The 19502-nt window shown below is 33.5% G+C and carries 16 protein-coding genes; 12 read left to right on the forward strand and 4 right to left on the reverse strand.

From position 1 onward, the window contains the following. The first annotated feature begins 190 nt into the window (after nt 1-190). The 4 genes from dnaN to purF all read left to right on the forward strand — a co-directional run bounded on the left by dnaN (nt 191) and on the right by purF (nt 6070). Entirely contained in the window at nt 191-1351 is a 1161-nt protein-coding gene (gene dnaN / locus SIB53_RS03695; protein ID WP_413678850.1) for a DNA polymerase III subunit beta, read from the forward strand. 2 nt (nt 1352-1353) lie between these two features. After that, on the forward strand, nt 1354-2136 hold the full coding sequence (locus SIB53_RS03700; protein ID WP_413678851.1) for a PRC-barrel domain containing protein: 783 nt from the start codon (nt 1354-1356) through the stop codon (nt 2134-2136). Between the two features lie 3 nt (nt 2137-2139). Then, complete coding sequence (gene purL / locus SIB53_RS03705) at nt 2140-4551, forward strand: phosphoribosylformylglycinamidine synthase subunit PurL (RefSeq protein WP_413678852.1); 2412 nt, start codon at nt 2140-2142, stop codon at nt 4549-4551. A 61-nt stretch (nt 4552-4612) separates the two neighbouring features. Then, nucleotides 4613-6070, forward strand: coding sequence for an amidophosphoribosyltransferase (purF, locus tag SIB53_RS03710; protein ID WP_413678853.1), 1458 nt, complete (start codon nt 4613-4615; stop codon nt 6068-6070). Here the strand turns inward: purF and SIB53_RS03715 are convergent. The 3 genes from SIB53_RS03715 to queG all read right to left on the reverse strand — a co-directional run bounded on the left by SIB53_RS03715 (nt 6067) and on the right by queG (nt 10443). After that, nucleotides 6067-8550, reverse strand: coding sequence for a DNA gyrase/topoisomerase IV subunit A (locus tag SIB53_RS03715; RefSeq protein ID WP_413678854.1), 2484 nt, complete (start codon nt 8548-8550; stop codon nt 6067-6069). The two genes, purF and SIB53_RS03715, sit on opposite strands and share 4 nt — an antisense overlap. A gap of 83 nt (nt 8551-8633) precedes the next feature. Then, complete coding sequence (locus tag SIB53_RS03720; RefSeq protein ID WP_413678855.1) at nt 8634-9503, reverse strand: tetratricopeptide repeat protein; 870 nt, start codon at nt 9501-9503, stop codon at nt 8634-8636. Nucleotide 9504: 1 nt separating this feature from the next. After that, a complete protein-coding gene (gene queG / locus SIB53_RS03725) occupies nt 9505-10443 on the reverse strand; it encodes a tRNA epoxyqueuosine(34) reductase QueG (RefSeq protein WP_413678856.1) in 939 nt (312 codons plus the stop codon). Nucleotides 10444-10630: 187 nt separating this feature from the next. On the opposite strand from queG, the gene SIB53_RS03730 reads away from it, so the two are divergent. The 6 genes from SIB53_RS03730 to SIB53_RS03755 all read left to right on the forward strand — a co-directional run bounded on the left by SIB53_RS03730 (nt 10631) and on the right by SIB53_RS03755 (nt 17016). Next, a complete protein-coding gene (locus SIB53_RS03730) occupies nt 10631-11356 on the forward strand; it encodes a DUF502 domain-containing protein (protein ID WP_413678857.1) in 726 nt (241 codons plus the stop codon). A gap of 19 nt (nt 11357-11375) precedes the next feature. After that, a complete protein-coding gene (nusB, locus tag SIB53_RS03735) occupies nt 11376-12002 on the forward strand; it encodes a transcription antitermination factor NusB (protein WP_413678858.1) in 627 nt (208 codons plus the stop codon). Further along, nucleotides 11999-13279, forward strand: a complete 1281-nt coding sequence (gene ftsY, locus SIB53_RS03740; RefSeq protein ID WP_413678859.1) for a signal recognition particle-docking protein FtsY — start codon at nt 11999-12001, stop codon at nt 13277-13279. The genes nusB and ftsY overlap by 4 nt, the downstream gene beginning before the upstream one ends. A gap of 58 nt (nt 13280-13337) precedes the next feature. Further along, on the forward strand, nt 13338-14732 hold the full coding sequence (locus SIB53_RS03745) for a PP2C family protein-serine/threonine phosphatase (protein ID WP_413678860.1): 1395 nt from the start codon (nt 13338-13340) through the stop codon (nt 14730-14732). 54 nt (nt 14733-14786) lie between these two features. Further along, nucleotides 14787-16178: an argininosuccinate lyase gene (gene argH, locus SIB53_RS03750; protein ID WP_413678861.1), complete on the forward strand. Its 1392-nt coding sequence runs from the start codon at nt 14787-14789 to the stop codon at nt 16176-16178. A gap of 127 nt (nt 16179-16305) precedes the next feature. Further along, nucleotides 16306-17016 carry an RNA recognition motif domain-containing protein gene (locus SIB53_RS03755; protein WP_413679110.1) on the forward strand — a complete coding sequence of 237 codons (711 nt, stop codon included), beginning with the start codon at nt 16306-16308 and terminating at the stop codon, nt 17014-17016. Between the two features lie 16 nt (nt 17017-17032). On the opposite strand, the gene dusA is transcribed toward SIB53_RS03755, so the two are convergent. Continuing rightward, nucleotides 17033-18040: a tRNA dihydrouridine(20/20a) synthase DusA gene (dusA, locus tag SIB53_RS03760; RefSeq protein WP_413678862.1), complete on the reverse strand. Its 1008-nt coding sequence runs from the start codon at nt 18038-18040 to the stop codon at nt 17033-17035. Between the two features lie 90 nt (nt 18041-18130). On the opposite strand from dusA, the gene msrB reads away from it, so the two are divergent. Both msrB and grpE read left to right on the forward strand, forming a co-directional pair. Next, the gene (gene msrB, locus SIB53_RS03765) at nt 18131-18598 is read left to right on the forward strand and encodes a peptide-methionine (R)-S-oxide reductase MsrB (RefSeq protein ID WP_413678863.1); all 468 of its coding nucleotides are present in this window, start codon (nt 18131-18133) and stop codon (nt 18596-18598) included. 90 nt (nt 18599-18688) lie between these two features. Beyond that, nucleotides 18689-19468, forward strand: a complete 780-nt coding sequence (grpE, locus tag SIB53_RS03770; RefSeq protein ID WP_413678864.1) for a nucleotide exchange factor GrpE — start codon at nt 18689-18691, stop codon at nt 19466-19468. Nucleotides 19469-19502: the final 34 nt, after the last annotated feature.

Consider the following 19502-nt stretch of genomic DNA (forward strand, 5'->3'; position numbering starts at 1 on the left):
TAATATTGCTGTTGAGTACTATGATTTTTGAATTACCCACAAAAACCACAAGAACTACTACTACTAGTTTAATTTCATATCATGAATAAAGAATTAGAATAGAAATGAAAAACTTTTATTTTTTTACGGTATTGCTTTTTACAAATACCTATGAAATTCTTAACTCATTGGATTCTTTTGAAATAGAAGAATGAAATTAAATTGTTCTCAAGCGGAATTAAATACTGCACTTCAGTTAGTTAGTCGAGCTGTTTCTAATCGACCTACACACCCTGTTTTGGCCAATGTTTTGCTAGCTGCTGATGAGGTTACTGGGAAACTTCGTTTAACTGGTTTTGATTTAAGTTTAGGAATACAAACTTCAATATCTGCCTCTATAGAAAATAGTGGTGCTATAACTTTGCCTGCTAAGTTATTTGGCGAAATTATTTCTAAATTATCTAATGATTCTCCTTTAATTTTGACTTCTGAAGATAATAGTCAACAAGTTGAATTAACTAGTAAAAGTGGGACATATCAGGTAAGAGGAATGGCTGCAGATGATTTTCCTGATTTACCTTTAGTAGAAAGTGGTACTTCACTTAAATTAAATCCTTTATTATTATCTAGTGCAATAAAATCAACTTTATTTGCAAGTAGTACTGATGATGCTAAACAATTACTAACTGGTGTTAATCTTACCTTTGATGGGTATGGTATTGAATCTGCAGCTACTGATGGACATAGATTAGCGGTTTTAAATTTAAATAATATTTTATCAGATATAAAAGATTTAGATAAAACTACTGATATTGATAAATTCTCTATTACATTACCTTCTAAGTCTTTAAGAGAAGTTGAAAAATTTTTAAGTACTTGTGATATTAATCAACCTATTAATTTCTTTATTGATAAAGGACAAGTTGTTTTTATATCTGTAGATGAAGTTATAACTATAAGAGCTTTAGAAGGTTCTTACCCGAATTATTCTCAATTATTGCCTGATACATTTGAAAATGTACTAGAGTTTGATAGAAAAGAATTTATTTCCTCTTTAGAGAGAATAGCCGTTTTAGCTGATCAACATAATAACGTTATTAAAGTATCAATAGATAGCACAGCAAACTTAATGAAAATTAGTGCAGATGCTCAAGATATAGGAGCTGGTTACGAGTCATTACCTGTTTCTTTTAAAGGTCAATCATTTCAAATAGCATTTAATGTAAGATATTTATTAGATGGACTTAAAGTTATAGATTCAAATATAATCAAACTAAGTTGTAATTCGCCTACGACACCTGCAGTTTTTTCACCTATTAATAGTGATTTTAATTTCACTTATCTAGTGATGCCAATACAAATAAGAAATTAATTTTGTCTATTCCTACTAAATTATTACTTAGTAATTTATTAAAACATAACGTACGTTGTGAAAATGGTATTGATCATGGTCCAGTTATTAGTCCATGGATGCATCCTCCTGTTCATAGAATATTAGGATGGGTAAATCGTCCTTCTAACTTGAGAATGGAAAGAGAAGTATGGCGATTGGATCAATTAAAAGGCATTAATGATCATGAAGTCTATGTTAAAGGACTTTGTTCATTTTCCGACGAACAAACTTTAGAACGTTTTCCCACTTTAATGCATGCGAATGTTTTTAATAGAAACGGTCAAAAATTAGGCTTAATTGCTGATTTTCTTTTTGAGTCGAAGAACGGAAATATACAATATTATTTAGTAAGTAGGTCTAATCCCTTAATACCTGGAACAAGTCGATGGCGTTTATCCATATCTAAAATTAGCGATAAACAACCAGGCTCTATTTCTTGTGATATAGATACATTTGAAGATTTACCTATACAGAAGGCAAGCATAAAAGAAGAATTTCTTATTAAGAGCAGAAAATGGAAAACTCAATTTCATGATTTGACTGATAATGCTTCAGATAGGCTTGAAGGCTGGATCGATGATCAAATTATTGAAACCAAGGATGAATTTGATGATGAATCTGATGAAATCAGGAACGATTTTGATTCATATGATGATTGGATAGATAATCTTGATATAGATAGTTCTGAAGAATTTAATAGAATGAATAAACGTAAAAGAAATAACAATTTAACCAATGAAAGAGATCTTGACCCTTGGATTTAATTAATGACATTTTCTTCTGAAAATAATGATTTTAATAAATTCATTAATTCAAACGACTTTTTTGTTGAATACGATGTTATCTCTTCTCTTCAGCAAGAAGGTTTAAAACAATCTGACTATATAGAAATTTGTAGAAGACTGAATCGGGCGCCAAATAGAAATGAATTAGGAATGTTTGGCGTAATGTGGTCTGAGCATTGTTGTTATCGGAACTCTCGTCCTTTATTAAAGAATTTTCCGACCAAAGGTAGTCGAATTCTTGTAGGACCAGGTGAAAATGCAGGAGTAGTTGATATTGGTTTGGGTCAAAAATTAGTTTTTAAAATTGAGAGTCATAATCATCCATCAGCTGTTGAGCCTTTTCAAGGGGCAGCAACAGGTGTAGGTGGGATTTTGAGAGATATTTTTACTATGGGAGCTAGACCAATAGCTTTATTAAATGCTTTAAGATTCGGTCCTTTAGAAGATAAAAAAAATATCAGTTTATTAGAAGGTGTTGTAGCAGGAATTTCGCATTATGGAAATTGTGTAGGTGTTCCTACGATAGGAGGGGAAGTTGGATTTGATAGTAGTTATACAGGTAATCCTTTAGTTAATGCAATGGCATTGGGCTTGATGGAAACAGATGAAATAGTTTGTTCAGGAGCAAGTGGCGTAGATTTTCCAGTTTTATATGTAGGAAATACAACGGGTAGAGACGGTATGGGAGGTGCAAGTTTTGCTAGTTCTGAACTTTCAAAAACTTCTATAGATGATCGACCTGCTGTACAAGTGGGTGATCCTTTTCTTGAAAAAGGATTAATAGAGGCTTGTTTAGAGGCATTTAAAACAGGATATGTTATTGCTGCTCAAGATATGGGAGCCGCAGGACTTACTTGTAGTTGTTCTGAAATGGCTTCAAAAGGTGATGTAGGAATTGAATTGAATCTTGATCGAGTTCCAGCTAGAGAACATGGAATGACTGCATACGAATTTTTGTTATCTGAATCACAAGAACGAATGTTATTTGTTGTTAAACCTGGATCAGAGAATGAATTAAAACAATTATTTATGAGATGGGGATTGTATGTTGAAGTTGTAGGAAAAGTTTTAAAAGACAAAGCAGTTAGAGTTTTACATAAAGGAAAAGTAGTCGCAGATTTACCCGCATCTGCTTTAGCTGACGATACTCCTATAGAGGAGCATATATTAATAAATTCAACACCTGAATATTTAACAGAGCTTTGGAAATGGACTGAAGATTTATTACCTAAAAATTTAGATAATGGAATTATCAAAGTAAAAAGTAATTCATTTATTAGTTGGAATAATATTTTATTAGATTTATTAAGTACTCCTTCAATAGCGTCAAAAAATTGGATTTATAAACAATACGATTATCAAGTGCAATCTAATACAGTTATTTATCCTGGTGAAGCTGATGCTGCTGTGATCAGAATACGTCCTCAAGACGAATTTAAAATCAAATCAAATCAAGATAGAGGTATAGCTTCTGTAGTTGATTGTAACGATAGATGGGTGTTTCTAGATCCCCTTCGCGGAAGTATGGCTGCTGTTGCAGAAGCAGCTAGAAATTTAAGTTGTGTGGGAGCTGAACCTATAGCGATTACTAATAATTTAAATTTTTCTTCACCTGATAAACCATTAGGTTTTTGGCAATTATCAAAGTCTTGCGAAGGTATAACTAATGCTTGTAAAGTACTAAACACTCCTGTTACTGGAGGAAATGTTTCTTTGTATAATGATACAAAACTTCCAAATAATACTGTTATCCCAATACACCCAACACCAGTAATTGGTATGGTTGGATTGATAGAGGATATAAACAAAGTTTGTAAAAAGTCTTGGCTTAAATCAGATGATGAAATATTGATGATAGGATTACCTTTAGAAAATAATAATAATCAAGACAGTAGAATTTCTCTTTCTGCTTCATCCTTTTTAGAGTATATACATGGTTTAAAAACAGGAAGACCTCCCGAAATAGATTTAAATTTAGAAAAAGAAGTTCATTTTTTTCTAAGAAATATAATAAAGAAATCTATGATTAATTCTGCTCATGATTTAGGTAATGGTGGCTTAGCAGTGGCTATAGCCGAATGTTGTATTTGTTCTGGATTAGGTGCAAATATACTTCTCCCTTCAAGTCAATCAAGATTAGATCGTATGTTGTTTGCAGAAGGAGGGGCCAGAATTTTAGTTAGTTGCTCACAAGCTCAAAGTTTGAAATTAAAAAATTATTATCAAAAGATATCATCAAAAGACTCTGTTAGTTTTTCATTATCTCATTTAGGTACTGTAAATAATAAAAATAAACTATTAATATATCAATCAAATAATTTGATAATAGATTTGAATATTTTTGATTTAAAAGATAAATATAAAAACACTATCTTTCAAAAAATAATTAAATAATTTCCATTATGAATTATACTTATAAAATTCAATTTATTTTACTTAACCAAGGAATATAATTATGTGTGGAATAGTAGGAGTTGTTTCAACCGACCAATGTAATCAACAAATTTACGATAGTTTGTTATTGCTTCAGCATAGAGGTCAAGACTCTACTGGAATAGCAACAATGGATGGCAGTGTTTTTCATATTAATAAATCTAAGGGTCAAGTAAGAGAGGCTTATAGAACTAGAGATATGAGAGGTTTGATAGGAAAGACTGGCATAGGACATGTTCGATATGCGACTAAAGGTGCTGCTCATCGAGAAGAAGAGGCACAGCCTTTTTATGTAAATGCTCCTTATGGGATTATTCTTGTTCATAATGGCAATTTAACTAACACAAGAGAGTTAGAAAAAGAACTTTTTAAAGTTGATAAAAGGCATACAAATACTTCAAGTGATACGGAAATGTTATTGAATGTTTTGGCAACAGAATTAAATAGTGCAATAAAAGGAAAAGATATAAACCCTGACGATCTTTTTACTGCTGTTAATAGACTTCATTCAAGAGTACAGGGATCTTATGCTTCATTAGCTTTAATTGCAGGTCATGGTCTTTTAGCTTTTAGAGATCCTTTTGGAATACGTCCTTTGGTTATAGGTAAAAGAGTAAATGCCAACAACAAACCTGAATGGATAATCGCAAGTGAATCATTAGTTATTGAAAACAATGATTATCAAATTGTTAGAGATGTTGAACCAGGAGAGGGTATTTTTATTACCTCAGAAGGAGAGTTTTATTCAAAACAATGTTCAAGTAATCCTCAATTATTTCCTTGTTCATTTGAATATGTTTATTTAGCTCGACCTGATTCAATAATGAATGGTATTTCTGTTTATGAGTCAAGATTAAGAATGGGAGATTTGTTAGCTGAAACTATAAAGAAACAGATTTCTCTAGGTGATGTAGATGTAGTAATGCCAATACCTGATTCCTCTAGACCTGCAGCAATGCAAGTAGCAAAACAGTTAGGAATTGAATATAGGGAGGGTTTTTTTAAGAATCGTTATGTTGGTAGAACATTTATAATGCCAGGTCAATCATCGAGAAAACGCTCTGTTCGTCAGAAGTTAAACGCTATGAGTACTGAATTTAAAAATAAAAATGTTTTGATAGTTGATGATTCAATTGTCAGAGGAACAACCTCTCAGCAAATAGTTCAAATGGCAAAAACGGCAGGTGCCAATAAAGTTACTTTTACATCAGCTGCTCCACCTATTAGATATCCTCATGTTTATGGAATTAATATGCCAAGTAGGCATGAATTGATTGCTTACAATAGAAATATAAATGACATAGAAGATAATTTATTGATTGATAAAATGATCTATCAAGAAGTAGAGGATCTTACCAAAGCTATCATTAAAGATTCTAAAATAAAGGAATTAGATTTATCTTGCTTCACAGGAAAATATGTTACTGGAACAGTCACTGACGAATATTTATTATGGGTTGAAAAAACGTCTTCATCTTAAATTCTTTCTTGTAAGATCGTTGAGAAAGCAGATTCGATAAATTCGTTATTATTTAATTCTATATTTAATTTCTTTTCTTTTTTATATGGGCTATTATCAATTTGATTTTTATCTATTTTTTCATATTTCTCTTTATTTGTTTTGACATAAACGTATTTATTATTAACAAAACAATTAATTACTTTATCAATAATTTGTTTTTTATTTTTTAAAATGATTCCCATTGATCCTAATCCTCCTTTCTTAGACATTTTTATTTCTTGTGTATTATGTTTCACAAAAGAACCTTTATTAGTGATTAAGATTATGTCTTTGATTTGGTGTTCTTGAATATTTAGAGATTCAATGATATTTTCACCTGGGAATAACTTTATTATAGTGGTTCCTTGAGCTAATTTTCCCATACATGGGAAGTTATTATTTGTTATCTTGATTTTCATAATTCTTCCAATATCACTTACAATATATAAATAGCTATTTTCTTCGCAAAGAAAACAAGATTTAAGTTTAATATCTTTTTTCAATTTTAAAATTGTTGTTGATCTATTAGAAATATCAGTAATTTCACTGATTGAAATTCTTTTGAATTTTCCGTCACTGCTTATTAAGCCTAAGCTTGTTTCATTTATTTGTGGTAATGGAATAAGATTAATTATTTTGTCATTTTCTAAACCAGCTGGCAAAAATTGTTCTAATAATCCAGGTTTTTGTCCTGCAAATTCCCACTTAAGAAGGCCTATTTTACCTAGTTCACTAACAGCTAATATTTTTGGTTCATTTTCAACAGGCCATATTAATTTTGTAGGTAGAATATCTTTTCTTTCTTGATTAAGCTCTTTTAATTTTAATTTTTTTATTATTATTGATGGGATTATTTTTATTTCATTATTTGCTTGAATAACAATTTCAGAATCACTTGGTAATTCTTTTAGAGCATTTATTCTTTGAAGTTCTTTGTTTGGTCTTTGATTCGCAATTCGTTCAGCAATTAGAGCATCTCCGCCTTCAATTAACTTAGTTTTCCTACTACTTCCAAACTTTTTTTTCAGTTCTTTAAGTTCCTTAATCATTACTTTCAATAACTTGTCTCTATTATTAATAATTGATTCAAGATCAGCACGTTTATCTCTTAAATCTTTTATTTCATTTTTTAATGAATTTTTTTCAAGGTTTGTAATTTTTTTTAAGGGCATTCCAAGAATTCCATCAGCTTGTCTTTCATTTATTTTTAAGTTATTAATTAAATTATTTTTTGCTTCAGCTGTATCTTTAGATTTTTCAATCAAATTTATTATTTCTCTAAGATTATTTATAGCTTGGATGAGTGCCTCAACTATTTCCTGTCTATGTTTAATATTTTTTAATAGATAATTACTCCTAAGTAAAATAGTGTTTTCTCTAAAATCTAGAAAATTGTCTAATAAGTTGCGTAATGAAAGTTGTACTGGCTGACCATTGACTAATGCAAGTAAAATAGCACCAAAATTACTTTGTAATGAAGTTTTTTGATATAAAAAATCTAGAATTTTTTTTGGATCAGAGTCTCTTTTGATTTCCACAAGAATTCTCATTCCATCTCTATCACTTTCATCTCTAATATCAGCTACTCCAGAAACTTTTCCAGTATTTACTAGGTCAGCTAATTTTTCAATCCAACTAGCTTTATTTAATTGATATGGTAATTCAGTAATAATAATTCCACTCCTTTTGTGTTTACCTTTTCCTGGATTAATTTCCTCAATATGAGCTATCCCTCGCATCGTTATACTTCCTCTTCCTTTTGTGTAAGTTTCCTTTATTCCATTGCTAATTAAGATTTCTCCCCCTGTTGGAAAGTCTGGTCCAGGTATAAGCTCTAATAATTTTGCTTCGCTCAAAGAAGGTTTTTTTATAATTGCTATTAAGGCATCCACTACTTCGTTCAGATTATGAGGAGGAATACTTGTTGCCATTCCAACAGCAATTCCAGCACTGCCATTTAAAAGAAGGAAAGGTAGTTGAGCTGGTAAAACATCCGGTTCCTGTTGTGACCCGTCAAAATTTGGTGAGAAATCAACTGTTTCTTGATCTATTTCACTTAAAATTGCATCGTTAGCTATTGGTGCTAGTCGCGTTTCTGTATATCTCATTGCAGCTGGAGGATCATCATCAATTGATCCAAAGTTTCCGTGCCCATCAAGAATTGGGTATCTTGAACTAAAAATTTGTACTTGTCTTACAAGCGCATCGTAAACTGCTTGATCTCCATGTGGATGATATTTACCAAGAACATCTCCTACAACACGAGCACATTTTCTATAAGGCCTATCTGGTGTAAGGCCTAGCTCGTGCATCGCAAAAAGAATTCTTCTTTGTACTGGTTTCAATCCATCTCTAGCGTCTGGCAATGCTCTTCCAACGATTACGCTCATGGCGTATTCGAGATAAGAACGCTGCATTTCTTGATGCAACGATATTGATTTCAGGCGTTCCTTGGCCATCTTTGAGTTTTTAAGAGGCCTATATTTCTTTATTAAGGCTACTAACTAATCTATTAAAAACCAGTTTTTTGTTAAACATTAATTTATTGACTTTTTTCTTTAGCTTCTTTAACTACTTTTTTCATTTCTTTACTTTTAAATAATAGTTGTGCTGATTTTTGTAATTTTTTCCCCCACAATTGCTTTTCTTGATATTCTTTTGAAACATATTTAGGATTCGATTCTAAGGCTTTTTTAGCTAACTTTAAGGATTCATTATTATTATTTTCTGACGAATATAATAATACTGCCAAAGCTAACATTGGTTCAGCATTATTGCTGATTTCTAAAGCTGATTTAAATTTTGAAATAGCTTTTTTGGGATTATTTAACTCATATAAAACAAGACCTTCATTGTTAATAGCTTGCCAAAATTTTGAATTAATTTTTGAAGATTTTTTAAAGGCAAGCAATGCTAATTTATAATTATTTAACATTATTTCAGCATTACCTAATTGAAAATATCCTTTTTCATTATTATTATCAATTGATAATCCATTCATTATGAAAATTTTTGCTTTTTTGGGATTATTTAATTCCATATATATTGAAGCTTTTCTGAAATATACTCTTGCTTCTTTTGGTTTTAACTTTATTGCTTTATTTAATGATGATAAGGCTTCATACTCTCTATTTAATCTAACCTGAGCTTCAGCAAGATTGATCCAAAGATCTTTGTCTTGAGGGTTTAATTTAATCGCTAGTTCTAAAAGTTTGATTGCTTCAGTGTTTTGACCAAATTGAATAAGTTGTATCGCTGTCCTCCTAATTTGTATTGAAGTTGACTCTAATTCTTGTTTACTGGGTTCGTTTATTATAGGAATAAAAGCAAGTGCTGATTGAGTAATGAAAAAAGATCCGAATAGACTTGTAAAAAAGAAAAACTTATAAATTTTTAGAAATATTTTTTTCATTTTATGTATTATTTGATATTGAATTTATATTTCTTCGCCACATCCATGGTTTTATTCGCTTTAATGCCGACTTGTCTAAAGTTTCTTTCCATTTCGAATCATTCCATGATAATGCACTTTTTTTAGTTATATTCAATATCCATTCAGCTGGTTGAAGATCAGGTTCAGATGTGTTTGGAATCTTTTTTTGATTCCATGGACAGACTTCTTGACATATATCACAACCAGCAATCCAATTACCCATTTTATTAATAATATTTTTCGGTAATTCTTTATCTCTATTTTCTAACGTATGATATGCCAAACATTTGTTCGAATTAATAATAAAGGGTTCTTCTATTGCTTTTGTTGGACAGGCTTCAATACATTTTTCACACTCACCACATATAGGTTTTGACGGTTCGTCAGCTTCCAGCACTTCAGTGGATAAAAGATGACCTAAAAAAATCCAAGAACCAATTTTAGGATTAATTATATTGCTATTTTTTCCAATCCATCCAATTCCGGCTTCTTCTGCCCATGCTTTATCTAAAAATGCACTTGTATCAACACATATTTTCCATTTTGAGTTTGGCCTTTCTTTTTCTAAAAACTTAGCAACTTTTTTCAATTTTTTCTCAATAATTTTGTGATAGTCTTCACCCCATCCATATCTCGCAATTGATAGATCTTTAGGTGTCTTATCAGTCTCTATATAGTAATTTAGTCCGACGGCAAGAACACTTTGCACTCCTTTAAGCATATTTTCTATATTTTTTCTTCTTGGGCTTTTCATCCATTCCATTTTTGCTTGATGGCCTGCCTCTAGCCATCTTTCTAAGGAAGCGGTTCGAAGTTTGATTCGCGAAGACCCTGGAACTTTTGCAATTCCTACGAGATCAAAGCCTTCTTCAAAAGCCTTTTCTTTGATTTTTTTTGTTAGGTCAATGGATTTTTGCAAGTTCACAGGCAGCTTTTCATGAATAATTTTTTAGCTTGAATTAAAAGGCTCTTCAGCAAATTACGATTTTATTTCGAGCTTTAAATGCTTTTTTTAATGTTTATTTCTATTAATAGCTTAAATTATTTAATTAATGCACTGAATTTGGTTAGATTGTGCATATATACACTTTTCGGACTCTCTTTATTTGGTGCAGTCCTCTCCCAAGGAAGATCTGACTCTAGGCTCAAGGCTTCAGCAGGATCTTAAAAATGACCTTATAGCTGGTCTGTTGGTGGTTATTCCTCTAGCTACCACTATTTGGTTGTCTACAATTGTCAGTCGCTTTGTATTGGCAATTTTGACTTCAATACCCAAACAATTAAATCCCTTTATTACTCTTAATCCTTTATTGCAAGACCTAATCAACCTTGCGTTGGGCTTAACGGTCCCATTGCTAGGTATTTTGTTGATAGGTCTTATGGCTAGAAATTTTGTAGGGAGATGGTTGCTTGAGTTTGGGGAAGGTACTCTTTCACGTATACCTCTTGCGGGATCTGTTTATAAAACTCTTAAACAACTTTTAGAAACTTTTCTGAGAGATAACTCAACTAGATTTCGCCGAGTTGTTTTAGTTGAATATCCTCGAGAAGGTTTATTTAGTGTTGGATTTGTGACTGGTATTGTTGGACCATCTCTTCAAACTGAACCAGAGAAACCATTATTAAGTGTTTTTATACCTACAGCGCCAAATCCTACAACTGGTTGGTACACTCTAGTGCCAGAGGGTTCTGTTAAAGATTTAGATATATCTGTTGAAGACGCATTTAGAACAATTATTTCTGCTGGAATTGTAAATCCTGATGATAGAAATAACTCTACAAACACTTCATTTTCTAGTTTATTTTCTCAATTAAGAGCTTCATCTTCGTAAAGTATTTTAAGATATAATTATGCAATTAAAATCAATTTCTAGAGAATTAGCTCTCTTATTGTTAGGACAAATTAAAAAAAAAGATATTAATCAAATTAATGTTGAAAGTTTACTTAGTAAAGCAATTGAATCTTTAACTCAACATTGGAGAGAGCAATTAGATTTTTGTGCCTCTAAATTAGAAAAAGCGAATCAGGAATTATTGGATAGTGAATTACAAGAAGATGCTGGACAGTTAAAAGAATCTCATCATCATTTGAAAAGTTGTTTAATTGAATCTGAGCATATACTCAATTCTTTATCTGAAACTATCGAATTACCAAGATTATTAGCTGTAGTTGACCAAAAGGAAATACGTGATTTGGCTTTGAAGCGTGTTCATTTAGTTATTGAGAAACAAGATAAAATAGATAATAAGCTTGATAGTGTTATGGAAGGTTGGCGATTAAATAGATTACCTAGAATTGATAGAGATATTTTAAGATTGGCATTTGTTGATCTGATTGATTTTAATACACCCACTGCTGTGACATGTAATGAGGCTGTAAATTTGGCTAATCGTTATAGCGATGAACAAGGGCGCAGAATGATTAATGGAGTTTTAAGGAAACTTCAAAATTCTATTGTAAAATTAAATTTAAAATGAAAGAAGATTTTCGTCAGGATGAAAGAAGTCCTGCTAATACTAAAGAGAGTGAGAACTCTTCATCTGTTGATGAGTCTTTAGATTGGGCAAAACAAGCTTATTTGCAACTAAAGCAAAAGCAACAAGACGAGAGAGAGTTACGTGAAAAAAAAATAGAAGAAAAACAAATACGTAATAATGAACAAAATATAACTGAGAGCTTAAATATAAATTCTTCTGTCGAAGTTAGTGAAGATCCAAACGAAGAAGATGATCTTCAACTTGGCGCCTTTGATGATACTTTTACATGGTCAGCTCAAGTTTTAGCGGCGCAAGGTAAACAAGTTGATCAATTTTCGTTAGATGAAATAGATTGGCTCAGTAGATTAAAACAAGGATTAGAGAAAACTCGTAAAGGCTTTGTTACTGATTTATTAGATAAATTAGGTGACGATCCACTTACACCTGAAGTTCTTGATGATTTAGAAACTCTTTTACTTAGAGCAGATGCGGGAGTTTCAGCTACTGATCAAATATTAGATTCATTAAGAAGTAAGTTAAATGAGGAAGTTGTTGAAGCTTCGGATGGTTTACGTTTTTTGAAAGAACAATTAGTTAATGTTCTTGAAAAGCCAATAAAAGATAGTGGTGTTGATTTACTTACCCCAGAAAAAGGTTCTTTGAATATCTGGATGTTAGTAGGTGTTAATGGAGTTGGGAAGACAACTACCCTTGGTAAATTGGCAAGTGTTGCAAAAAGAAGTGGTTTCTCTGCAATGATTGCTGCTGCAGATACCTTCAGAGCTGCAGCTGTTCAACAAGTAAAAGTATGGGGTAATAGAACAGGGGTTGAAGTTATTTCAAATGAGTCTAAGAATGCTGACCCAGCATCGATAGTATTTGATGCCATTGGTGCAAGTAAATCTAAAAAGATTGACTTATTATTGGTAGATACTGCAGGTAGATTACAAACGAAAAATAATCTAATGGAGGAATTAAAAAAAATTAGAAAAATTATTGTTAAACTTGCTCCTACAGCAAATGTGGAATCATTACTAGTACTTGATTCTAGCCAAGGTCAAAATGGACTCAAGCAGGCTCTAGCGTTTGCTGAGTCAGCAGAATTAACAGGTGTAATACTTACAAAACTCGATGGATCTTCTAGAGGAGGCGTTGCGATGGCTGTTGCATCAGAAGCGAAACTTCCTGTCAGATTTATCGGAGCTGGGGAGCAAATAAGGGACTTACGACCATTTAATAGTTTTGAATTTATCGAGGCACTGTTAACTAGTCGATGAGTTTGAGACATTTTTGCTACATGTTGCTAAGTTTTAATTTCTTTATTGCTGGAGAGTAGTGAAAGAAAATTCTCCGATTTCAGAACAACAATCTCTACATGCAACTAACAACTTATCAAGTGCTGCGTCCAAGTCTTTAAAAGAATTGATTGATAGTCTTTCTCAAGAGCAAATTTTTAATCAAGATTTATTGCTTTCATTAAGCTTTGCCTTGCGTAGCTTTACTAATTTACAGCGCTTTCTTGAAGTTATTCCACTTCTTGTCACTCAATTAGTTGGTGTGAAAGGAGCTTTATTAATACCTTTTCAAGATAACGGGAGTCTTTGGTGTGAACAATTACAAATAGTTCCTACTGATGAAGATCAGGAATTATTCAGGCAATTATTTCTTTTAGAAGAAGGAAAGAAAATGGGTTTTGGTATGCAGGAAAGAAATATTGCAATGTTGGATGGTTTGGTTCAAAGATATTTTGACTCTTCTAATTTAATAGCTGCATCAATAGTTTCTCGTGGAAGACAGAGAGGTAGATTGTATGCATTTGATAAAAAAGAGATTGTTTTTGGAAGTAATGTTCACCGAAAACATATTCAAATAGTTGCTGATTTGACTGGAGTAGCTATTGAAAATGATGCTATATTTCAGGTGATTAGGAATCATGAAAAAGTCGATAGACAAATAAGTATTGGTGCTGAAATTCAATCACAATTATTACCTGATCAATGTCCAATAATTGATGGAGTTGAATTAGCTGCCTGTTGTAGACCTGCTTTTCAAGTAGGCGGTGATTATTACGATTTTATGCCTACTCGTCCAGATTTGACTGCAACTGCAAAAGCTAGTGGTCGTTGGGCTTTTGTGATCGGTGATGTTATGGGTAAAGGAGTTCCTGCCGGATTGTTGATGACTATGTTGCGAGGAATGCTTAGAGCAGAAGTTTTGACAGGATTAACCCCTGATTCTATTTTGCATGATTTAAATCAATTAGCTCTTGAAGATTTGACTCAATCACACCGGTTTGTAACTTTGTTTTATTCGGACTTTGACGCGCAATCAAGAAAACTGCGTTTTGCTAATGCTGCACACAATCCTCCTTTACTATGGAGTGCTAACTCAAAATCAATCAGTAGATTAGATGCTCCTGGCTTATTGATAGGCCTTCAACCTGAAGCTGAATATGGCTGTGGCGAGATTGTCCTTCAGCCTGGTGATGTTCTTCTTTACTACACCGATGGTGTTACTGAGGCACCTGGTATATCAGGTGAACGTTTTGACGAAACTCGCTTGATAACTTTTTTAGATAAATTTGCTAGGGAGGGATTAGGAGCTAAACAAATATTAAATAAACTTTTTGACAGATTAGATGGTTTTGTTGGTGTAAGTGATCAACATCTTGAAGATGATGCATCAATGGTGGTTTTAAAAGTCAATGAAGATCAACGGTTCCTGAATTAACTTAGTAAATCTCCTGACAATTCCCAAGACTCTTGCTTTATTTATATTAGTAACTTGGAAAATGCATTGACCAAAACTTGGAGCGATAGATTTGATAAAGGACTAAATCCTTTTATAGAAAAATTTAATGCTTCAATTGAATTTGATATTTGCTTATTAGAAGAAGACTTGGATGGATCAATTGCGCATGCACGCATGCTTGGAATTCAAGGGATTATTACTAAAGAAGACGCTATTAAATTAGAAAATGGTCTTAAACAGATTAGAAAAGAGGCATCTAATGGATGTTTTAAACCTGATATCTCAGATGAAGATGTTCATTTTGCAGTAGAAAAAAAATTAATAGATTTGATAGGTCCGGTAGGGAAAAAACTTCATACAGGTCGTAGTCGTAATGATCAAGTTGGAACAGATCTAAGATTATGGCTTAGAAAGCGCATTGATGAAATTGATATGGATTTGGAGCGTTTTCAGAAAGCTCTTTTTTTATTAGCAGAGCAAAATCTTTATACGCTTATTCCTGGTTATACGCATTTGCAAAGAGCACAACCCTTGTCTTTAGCGCATCACTTATTGGCATACGTTGAGATGGCACAACGAGATAGAAATAGATTAAAAGATGTAAGAAAACGAGTTAATATTTCTCCATTGGGAGCGGCTGCTTTGGCTGGCACATCTATTGCAATTAATAGAAAAGTTACTTCTTCAGAATTGTATTTTCAAGATATTTACTCTAATAGTTTAGATGCTGTTAGTGATAGAGACTTTGTCGTAGAATTTTTAGGAGCCTCAGCGTTGATTATGGCTCACTTAAGTAGACTATCTGAAGAAGTTATTTTATGGGCATCTGAAGAATTTGCATTTATTCAATTAACTGATCGATGTGCTACAGGAAGTAGTCTTATGCCTCAAAAAAAGAATCCGGATGTTCCAGAACTAGTTCGAGGTAAGTCAGGGAGAGTATTTGGGCATTTACAAGCTATGTTAACCATGATCAAAGGATTACCTTTGGCTTACAATAAAGACTTTCAAGAGGATAAAGAAGCAATTTTTGATAGCGTGAAAACAGTTAAAAATTCTTTACTTGCAATATCAATATTGTTTGAGGAAGGTTTGATTTTTAGAAAAGAAAGACTCGATCGTGCTGTTTCATCCGACTTTTCAAATGCCACTGATGTTGCTGATTATTTAGTTGCAAAGAACATTCCATTCCGAGAGGCCTATCAATTAGTTGGTCGAATTGTTAAAACTTCTTTAGAGGAAGGGGTTTTATTAAAAGATATTCCTCTGGAAAGATGGAAAACATTTCATAAATTTTTTGAAAAAGATATTTATGAAAAGCTTTTACCATCAAGTGTAGTTGAGTCGCGTTTGAGTTTTGGTGGTACTGGATTTGAGAGAGTTCAAGAACAGCTTGTGTTATGGCGTGAGAAATTATTTAAGTAAAAAAATTGTTTTCAATCTTTTTTAGGGCTTTCAGTATTAAAGTAGTTGATGACAACTCAATTTAGAGTTGTTAATTATGGCTATTCGTAGCCCATTAGTTACATTTTATTTTCAGTCCAATTTTCAAGTGAGTATTTTTGTCGGCAACTTACCCTTCCGCGCTGAGCAGGAAGATGTCATTGAATTGTTTTCTCCCTTTGGGGAGGTTGCAAATTGTTCTTTACCTTTAGAACGAGATACAGGACGCAAAAGAGGTTTTGCTTTTGTTGAGATGGCTGATGAAGCGGTTGAAGCTTCTGCAATTGAATCTCTACAAGGAGCTGAGCTTATGGGCCGTCCTTTAAGAATTAACAAAGCTGAACCTAGAGGCAGTGCTCCCAGAAGGGGCGGTGGCTATGGCGGTGGCGGCCAAGGCGGCGGTTACGGCGGTGGCGGCCAAGGCGGCGGTTACGGCGGTGGCGGCTATGGCGGTGGCGGCCAAGGCGGCGGTTACGGCGGTGGCGGCTATGGCGGTGGCGGCCAAGGCGGCGGTTACGGCGGTGGCGGCTATGGCGGTGGCGGCCAAGGCGGCGGTTACGGCGGTGGCGGCTATGGCGGTGGCGGCCAAGGCGGCGGTTACGGCGGTGGCGGCTATGGCGGTGGCGGCTATGGCGGTGGTGGCCAAGATCAATCAGCTCAAGATAGACCTTCTGGAGCTAAAGGTTGGGAAGATCGTAGTCATGGAAATGCTTCCCAAGATGCTAATGGCTTTGATCAAGGTCGTAGTAGAAGAAGAAGAGGAGCTTCGCCTGAAGGGGGAGACGACACAACTGCAGATTATGGAGGCGCAGAATCTTAAAGATTTTGTCCTTTTTTTAATGCCCAGCATCTTCAAGTTGCTGGGCAATTTTTTTTAAAATAGAAATTTCAGCTTTATTATGTTGACATTTTTCGCTTAATTCTTGTCTTAATTTTTTTGCATTAGGTATGTTTTCTATCAGGTTTAAAATATGTTTAGCTATGTGCCAAAGACGTCCATCATTTTCTAAATGTTTTTGAGCAAAAGGAATAGTTTTTATTATTATTTTTGATCTCGAAAGATATTCTTCCTTTTGTCCGTAAATTGTCGAATCGATTTTTGTCCAAATAAAAGGATGTGAGTAAGCAGCTCTTCCGACCATTGCTCCATCAAATACTTTGAGAGTTTTAATACAATCATTTATTGTATTTATTCCACCATTAAGTTCGATAATTAATTCAGGGCGGTTGTTTTTTAATCTTTCAACTCTTTCATATTGAAGGGGTGGAATTGTTCGATTTTCTTTTGGATTTAATCCATTTAGCCAAGCTTTTCTTGCGTGGATTATAAATCTCTCTGCTCCTGCAATTGAACAACTATCAACAAATTGCATGAGATAATCATCAGTATCGAGATTATCAATACCAAGTCTGTGTTTCACTGTTATTGGGATATTGCATGATTTTTTCATTTCCTCTATACAACTGGCGACTATCTTTGGTTTTCCCATTAGACAAGCTCCAAAATTGCCAGATTTTACTTTTGGACTCGGGCAGCCAATATTTAAATTTATTTCGTCATATCCCCAATCTTCAGCCATTTGAGCTGCTTCAGCTAAAAGCTTAGGATTGTCTCCTCCAAGTTGTATCGAAATAGGATGTTCAATTTCATCAAAATCTAATAATTTATTTCTATTTTTGCTGTAATGGAGCGCTTGGGCGACAATCATTTCTGTATATAAAAGCGATTGTTTTGTGATTTGTCGCATGAATACACGAAAATGCCTATCTGTGCAATCCATCATTGGAGCGATACTTAACTTGTAGTTAGCTATTTCATTTGTTTTGGGAGAGTTGGAAATCATTGTTTATGAATTAATTTTTTTAAACTTTTAGGGAGGAAATTTTATTAATATTGATCAACTTGAAAAATTTCTTTGAAGCGTAGATTTTTAATGATTGGAATCTTGAATACTCTTTTTGGTTTTATTATCAAACCAAAAAGTGCTTTTGCTGCACCTACACCTATGGAAAACTATAAAACTTTAACGGATAAAGAATGGGAAAATCGTTTACCCAAAGACGTTTTTTACGTTTTACGTAAGGAAGGAACAGAGAGACCGTTTTCAAGTCCTTTAAATGACGAAAAAAGGAAAGGAGTTTTTCGTTGTGCAGGATGCGGGCTTGCTTTATTTTCTTCAAAAACAAAGTTTGACAGTGGAACAGGCTGGCCAAGTTTTTTCGATCATTTACCTGACGCAATTGAGACAAAAACAGACTTTAAATTAATTGTCCCAAGAACTGAATATCATTGCCGACGTTGTGGTGGTCATCAAGGGCATGTTTTTAATGATGGTCCAAGGCCAACTGGTAAAAGATATTGCAATAATGGTGTCGCTCTTTCGTTTGCAGTTGATTCGTAAAAGATTTTCTTTCTATCTAATAGGTGTGGGCTTCCGTAGCTTGTACAAAAAACCCTTTGCTATCAACATGGTCTAATCTGATCAAATTATATGAATTCAGACGTTTCCTCCTCAGAACATGAATTATCTCATGATGGTTCATCACAAGATAATTCCAATGAAAACTCTGTAAGTTCTCATACAAGTAATGAATCACTTAATCAAGTGGAGCTGTCTGATAATCCCGAATTAGAGCCTCAATTGAACAATGATTCAGTAGATACAGCAAATAAACAATCTTCAACTAGTTCTGATTCAAATATTGAAGGTCCAGATACTGAAGCAAGATTACAGCAATTAGAACAAGAGCATGAAACTCTAAACAGCCAATACATGAGAATAGCTGCTGACTTTGATAACTTCCGAAAGCGTCAGACGCGTGACCAAGATGATCTAAAAATCCAACTCACTTGCTCTACGCTTAGTGAAATACTTCCTGTTGTCGATAATTTTGAAAGAGCAAGACAGCAATTAAACCCTGAGGGCGAAGAGGCTCAAGCTTTACACCGAAGTTATCAAGGACTTTATAAGCAATTAGTTGAAGTTCTTAAGCAATTAGGTGTTGCTCCAATGCGTGTAGTTGATCAGGCTTTTGATCCTTCTTTGCATGAAGCTGTTATGAGAGAGCCCAGTGATGAAAAGGCTGAGGATATTGTTATTGAAGAATTACAAAGAGGCTATCACTTGAATGGTCGAGTTTTAAGGCATGCTTTGGTCAAAGTTTCTATGGGACCAGGACCGAAAACTTCTAATGAAGATATTCCTGATCCTAGTACTTCTAATAAAGAACAAAGTCAAGCTTCAGAGGTTTCAACTAAAGATGAGAATTAAGTACATGATGATCGAAACGGAAGTGAATTTGTTT

It is taken from the genome of Prochlorococcus sp. MIT 0916 (genome assembly GCF_047305155.1).
GTDB lineage: Bacteria > Cyanobacteriota > Cyanobacteriia > PCC-6307 > Cyanobiaceae > Prochlorococcus_B.

Coding starts and splice junctions, on each gene's coding strand:
- dnaN (WP_413678850.1), top strand. CDS start 191: ATGAAATTAAATTGTTCTCAAGCGGAATTAAATACTGCACTTCAGTTA.
- purL (WP_413678852.1), top strand. CDS start 2,140: ATGACATTTTCTTCTGAAAATAATGATTTTAATAAATTCATTAATTCA.
- purF (WP_413678853.1), top strand. CDS start 4,613: ATGTGTGGAATAGTAGGAGTTGTTTCAACCGACCAATGTAATCAACAA.
- SIB53_RS03715 (WP_413678854.1), bottom strand. CDS start 8,550: ATGGCCAAGGAACGCCTGAAATCAATATCGTTGCATCAAGAAATGCAG.
- SIB53_RS03720 (WP_413678855.1), bottom strand. CDS start 9,503: ATGAAAAAAATATTTCTAAAAATTTATAAGTTTTTCTTTTTTACAAGT.
- nusB (WP_413678858.1), top strand. CDS start 11,376: ATGCAATTAAAATCAATTTCTAGAGAATTAGCTCTCTTATTGTTAGGA.
- ftsY (WP_413678859.1), top strand. CDS start 11,999: ATGAAAGAAGATTTTCGTCAGGATGAAAGAAGTCCTGCTAATACTAAA.
- dusA (WP_413678862.1), bottom strand. CDS start 18,040: ATGATTTCCAACTCTCCCAAAACAAATGAAATAGCTAACTACAAGTTA.
- msrB (WP_413678863.1), top strand. CDS start 18,131: ATGATTGGAATCTTGAATACTCTTTTTGGTTTTATTATCAAACCAAAA.
- grpE (WP_413678864.1), top strand. CDS start 18,689: ATGAATTCAGACGTTTCCTCCTCAGAACATGAATTATCTCATGATGGT.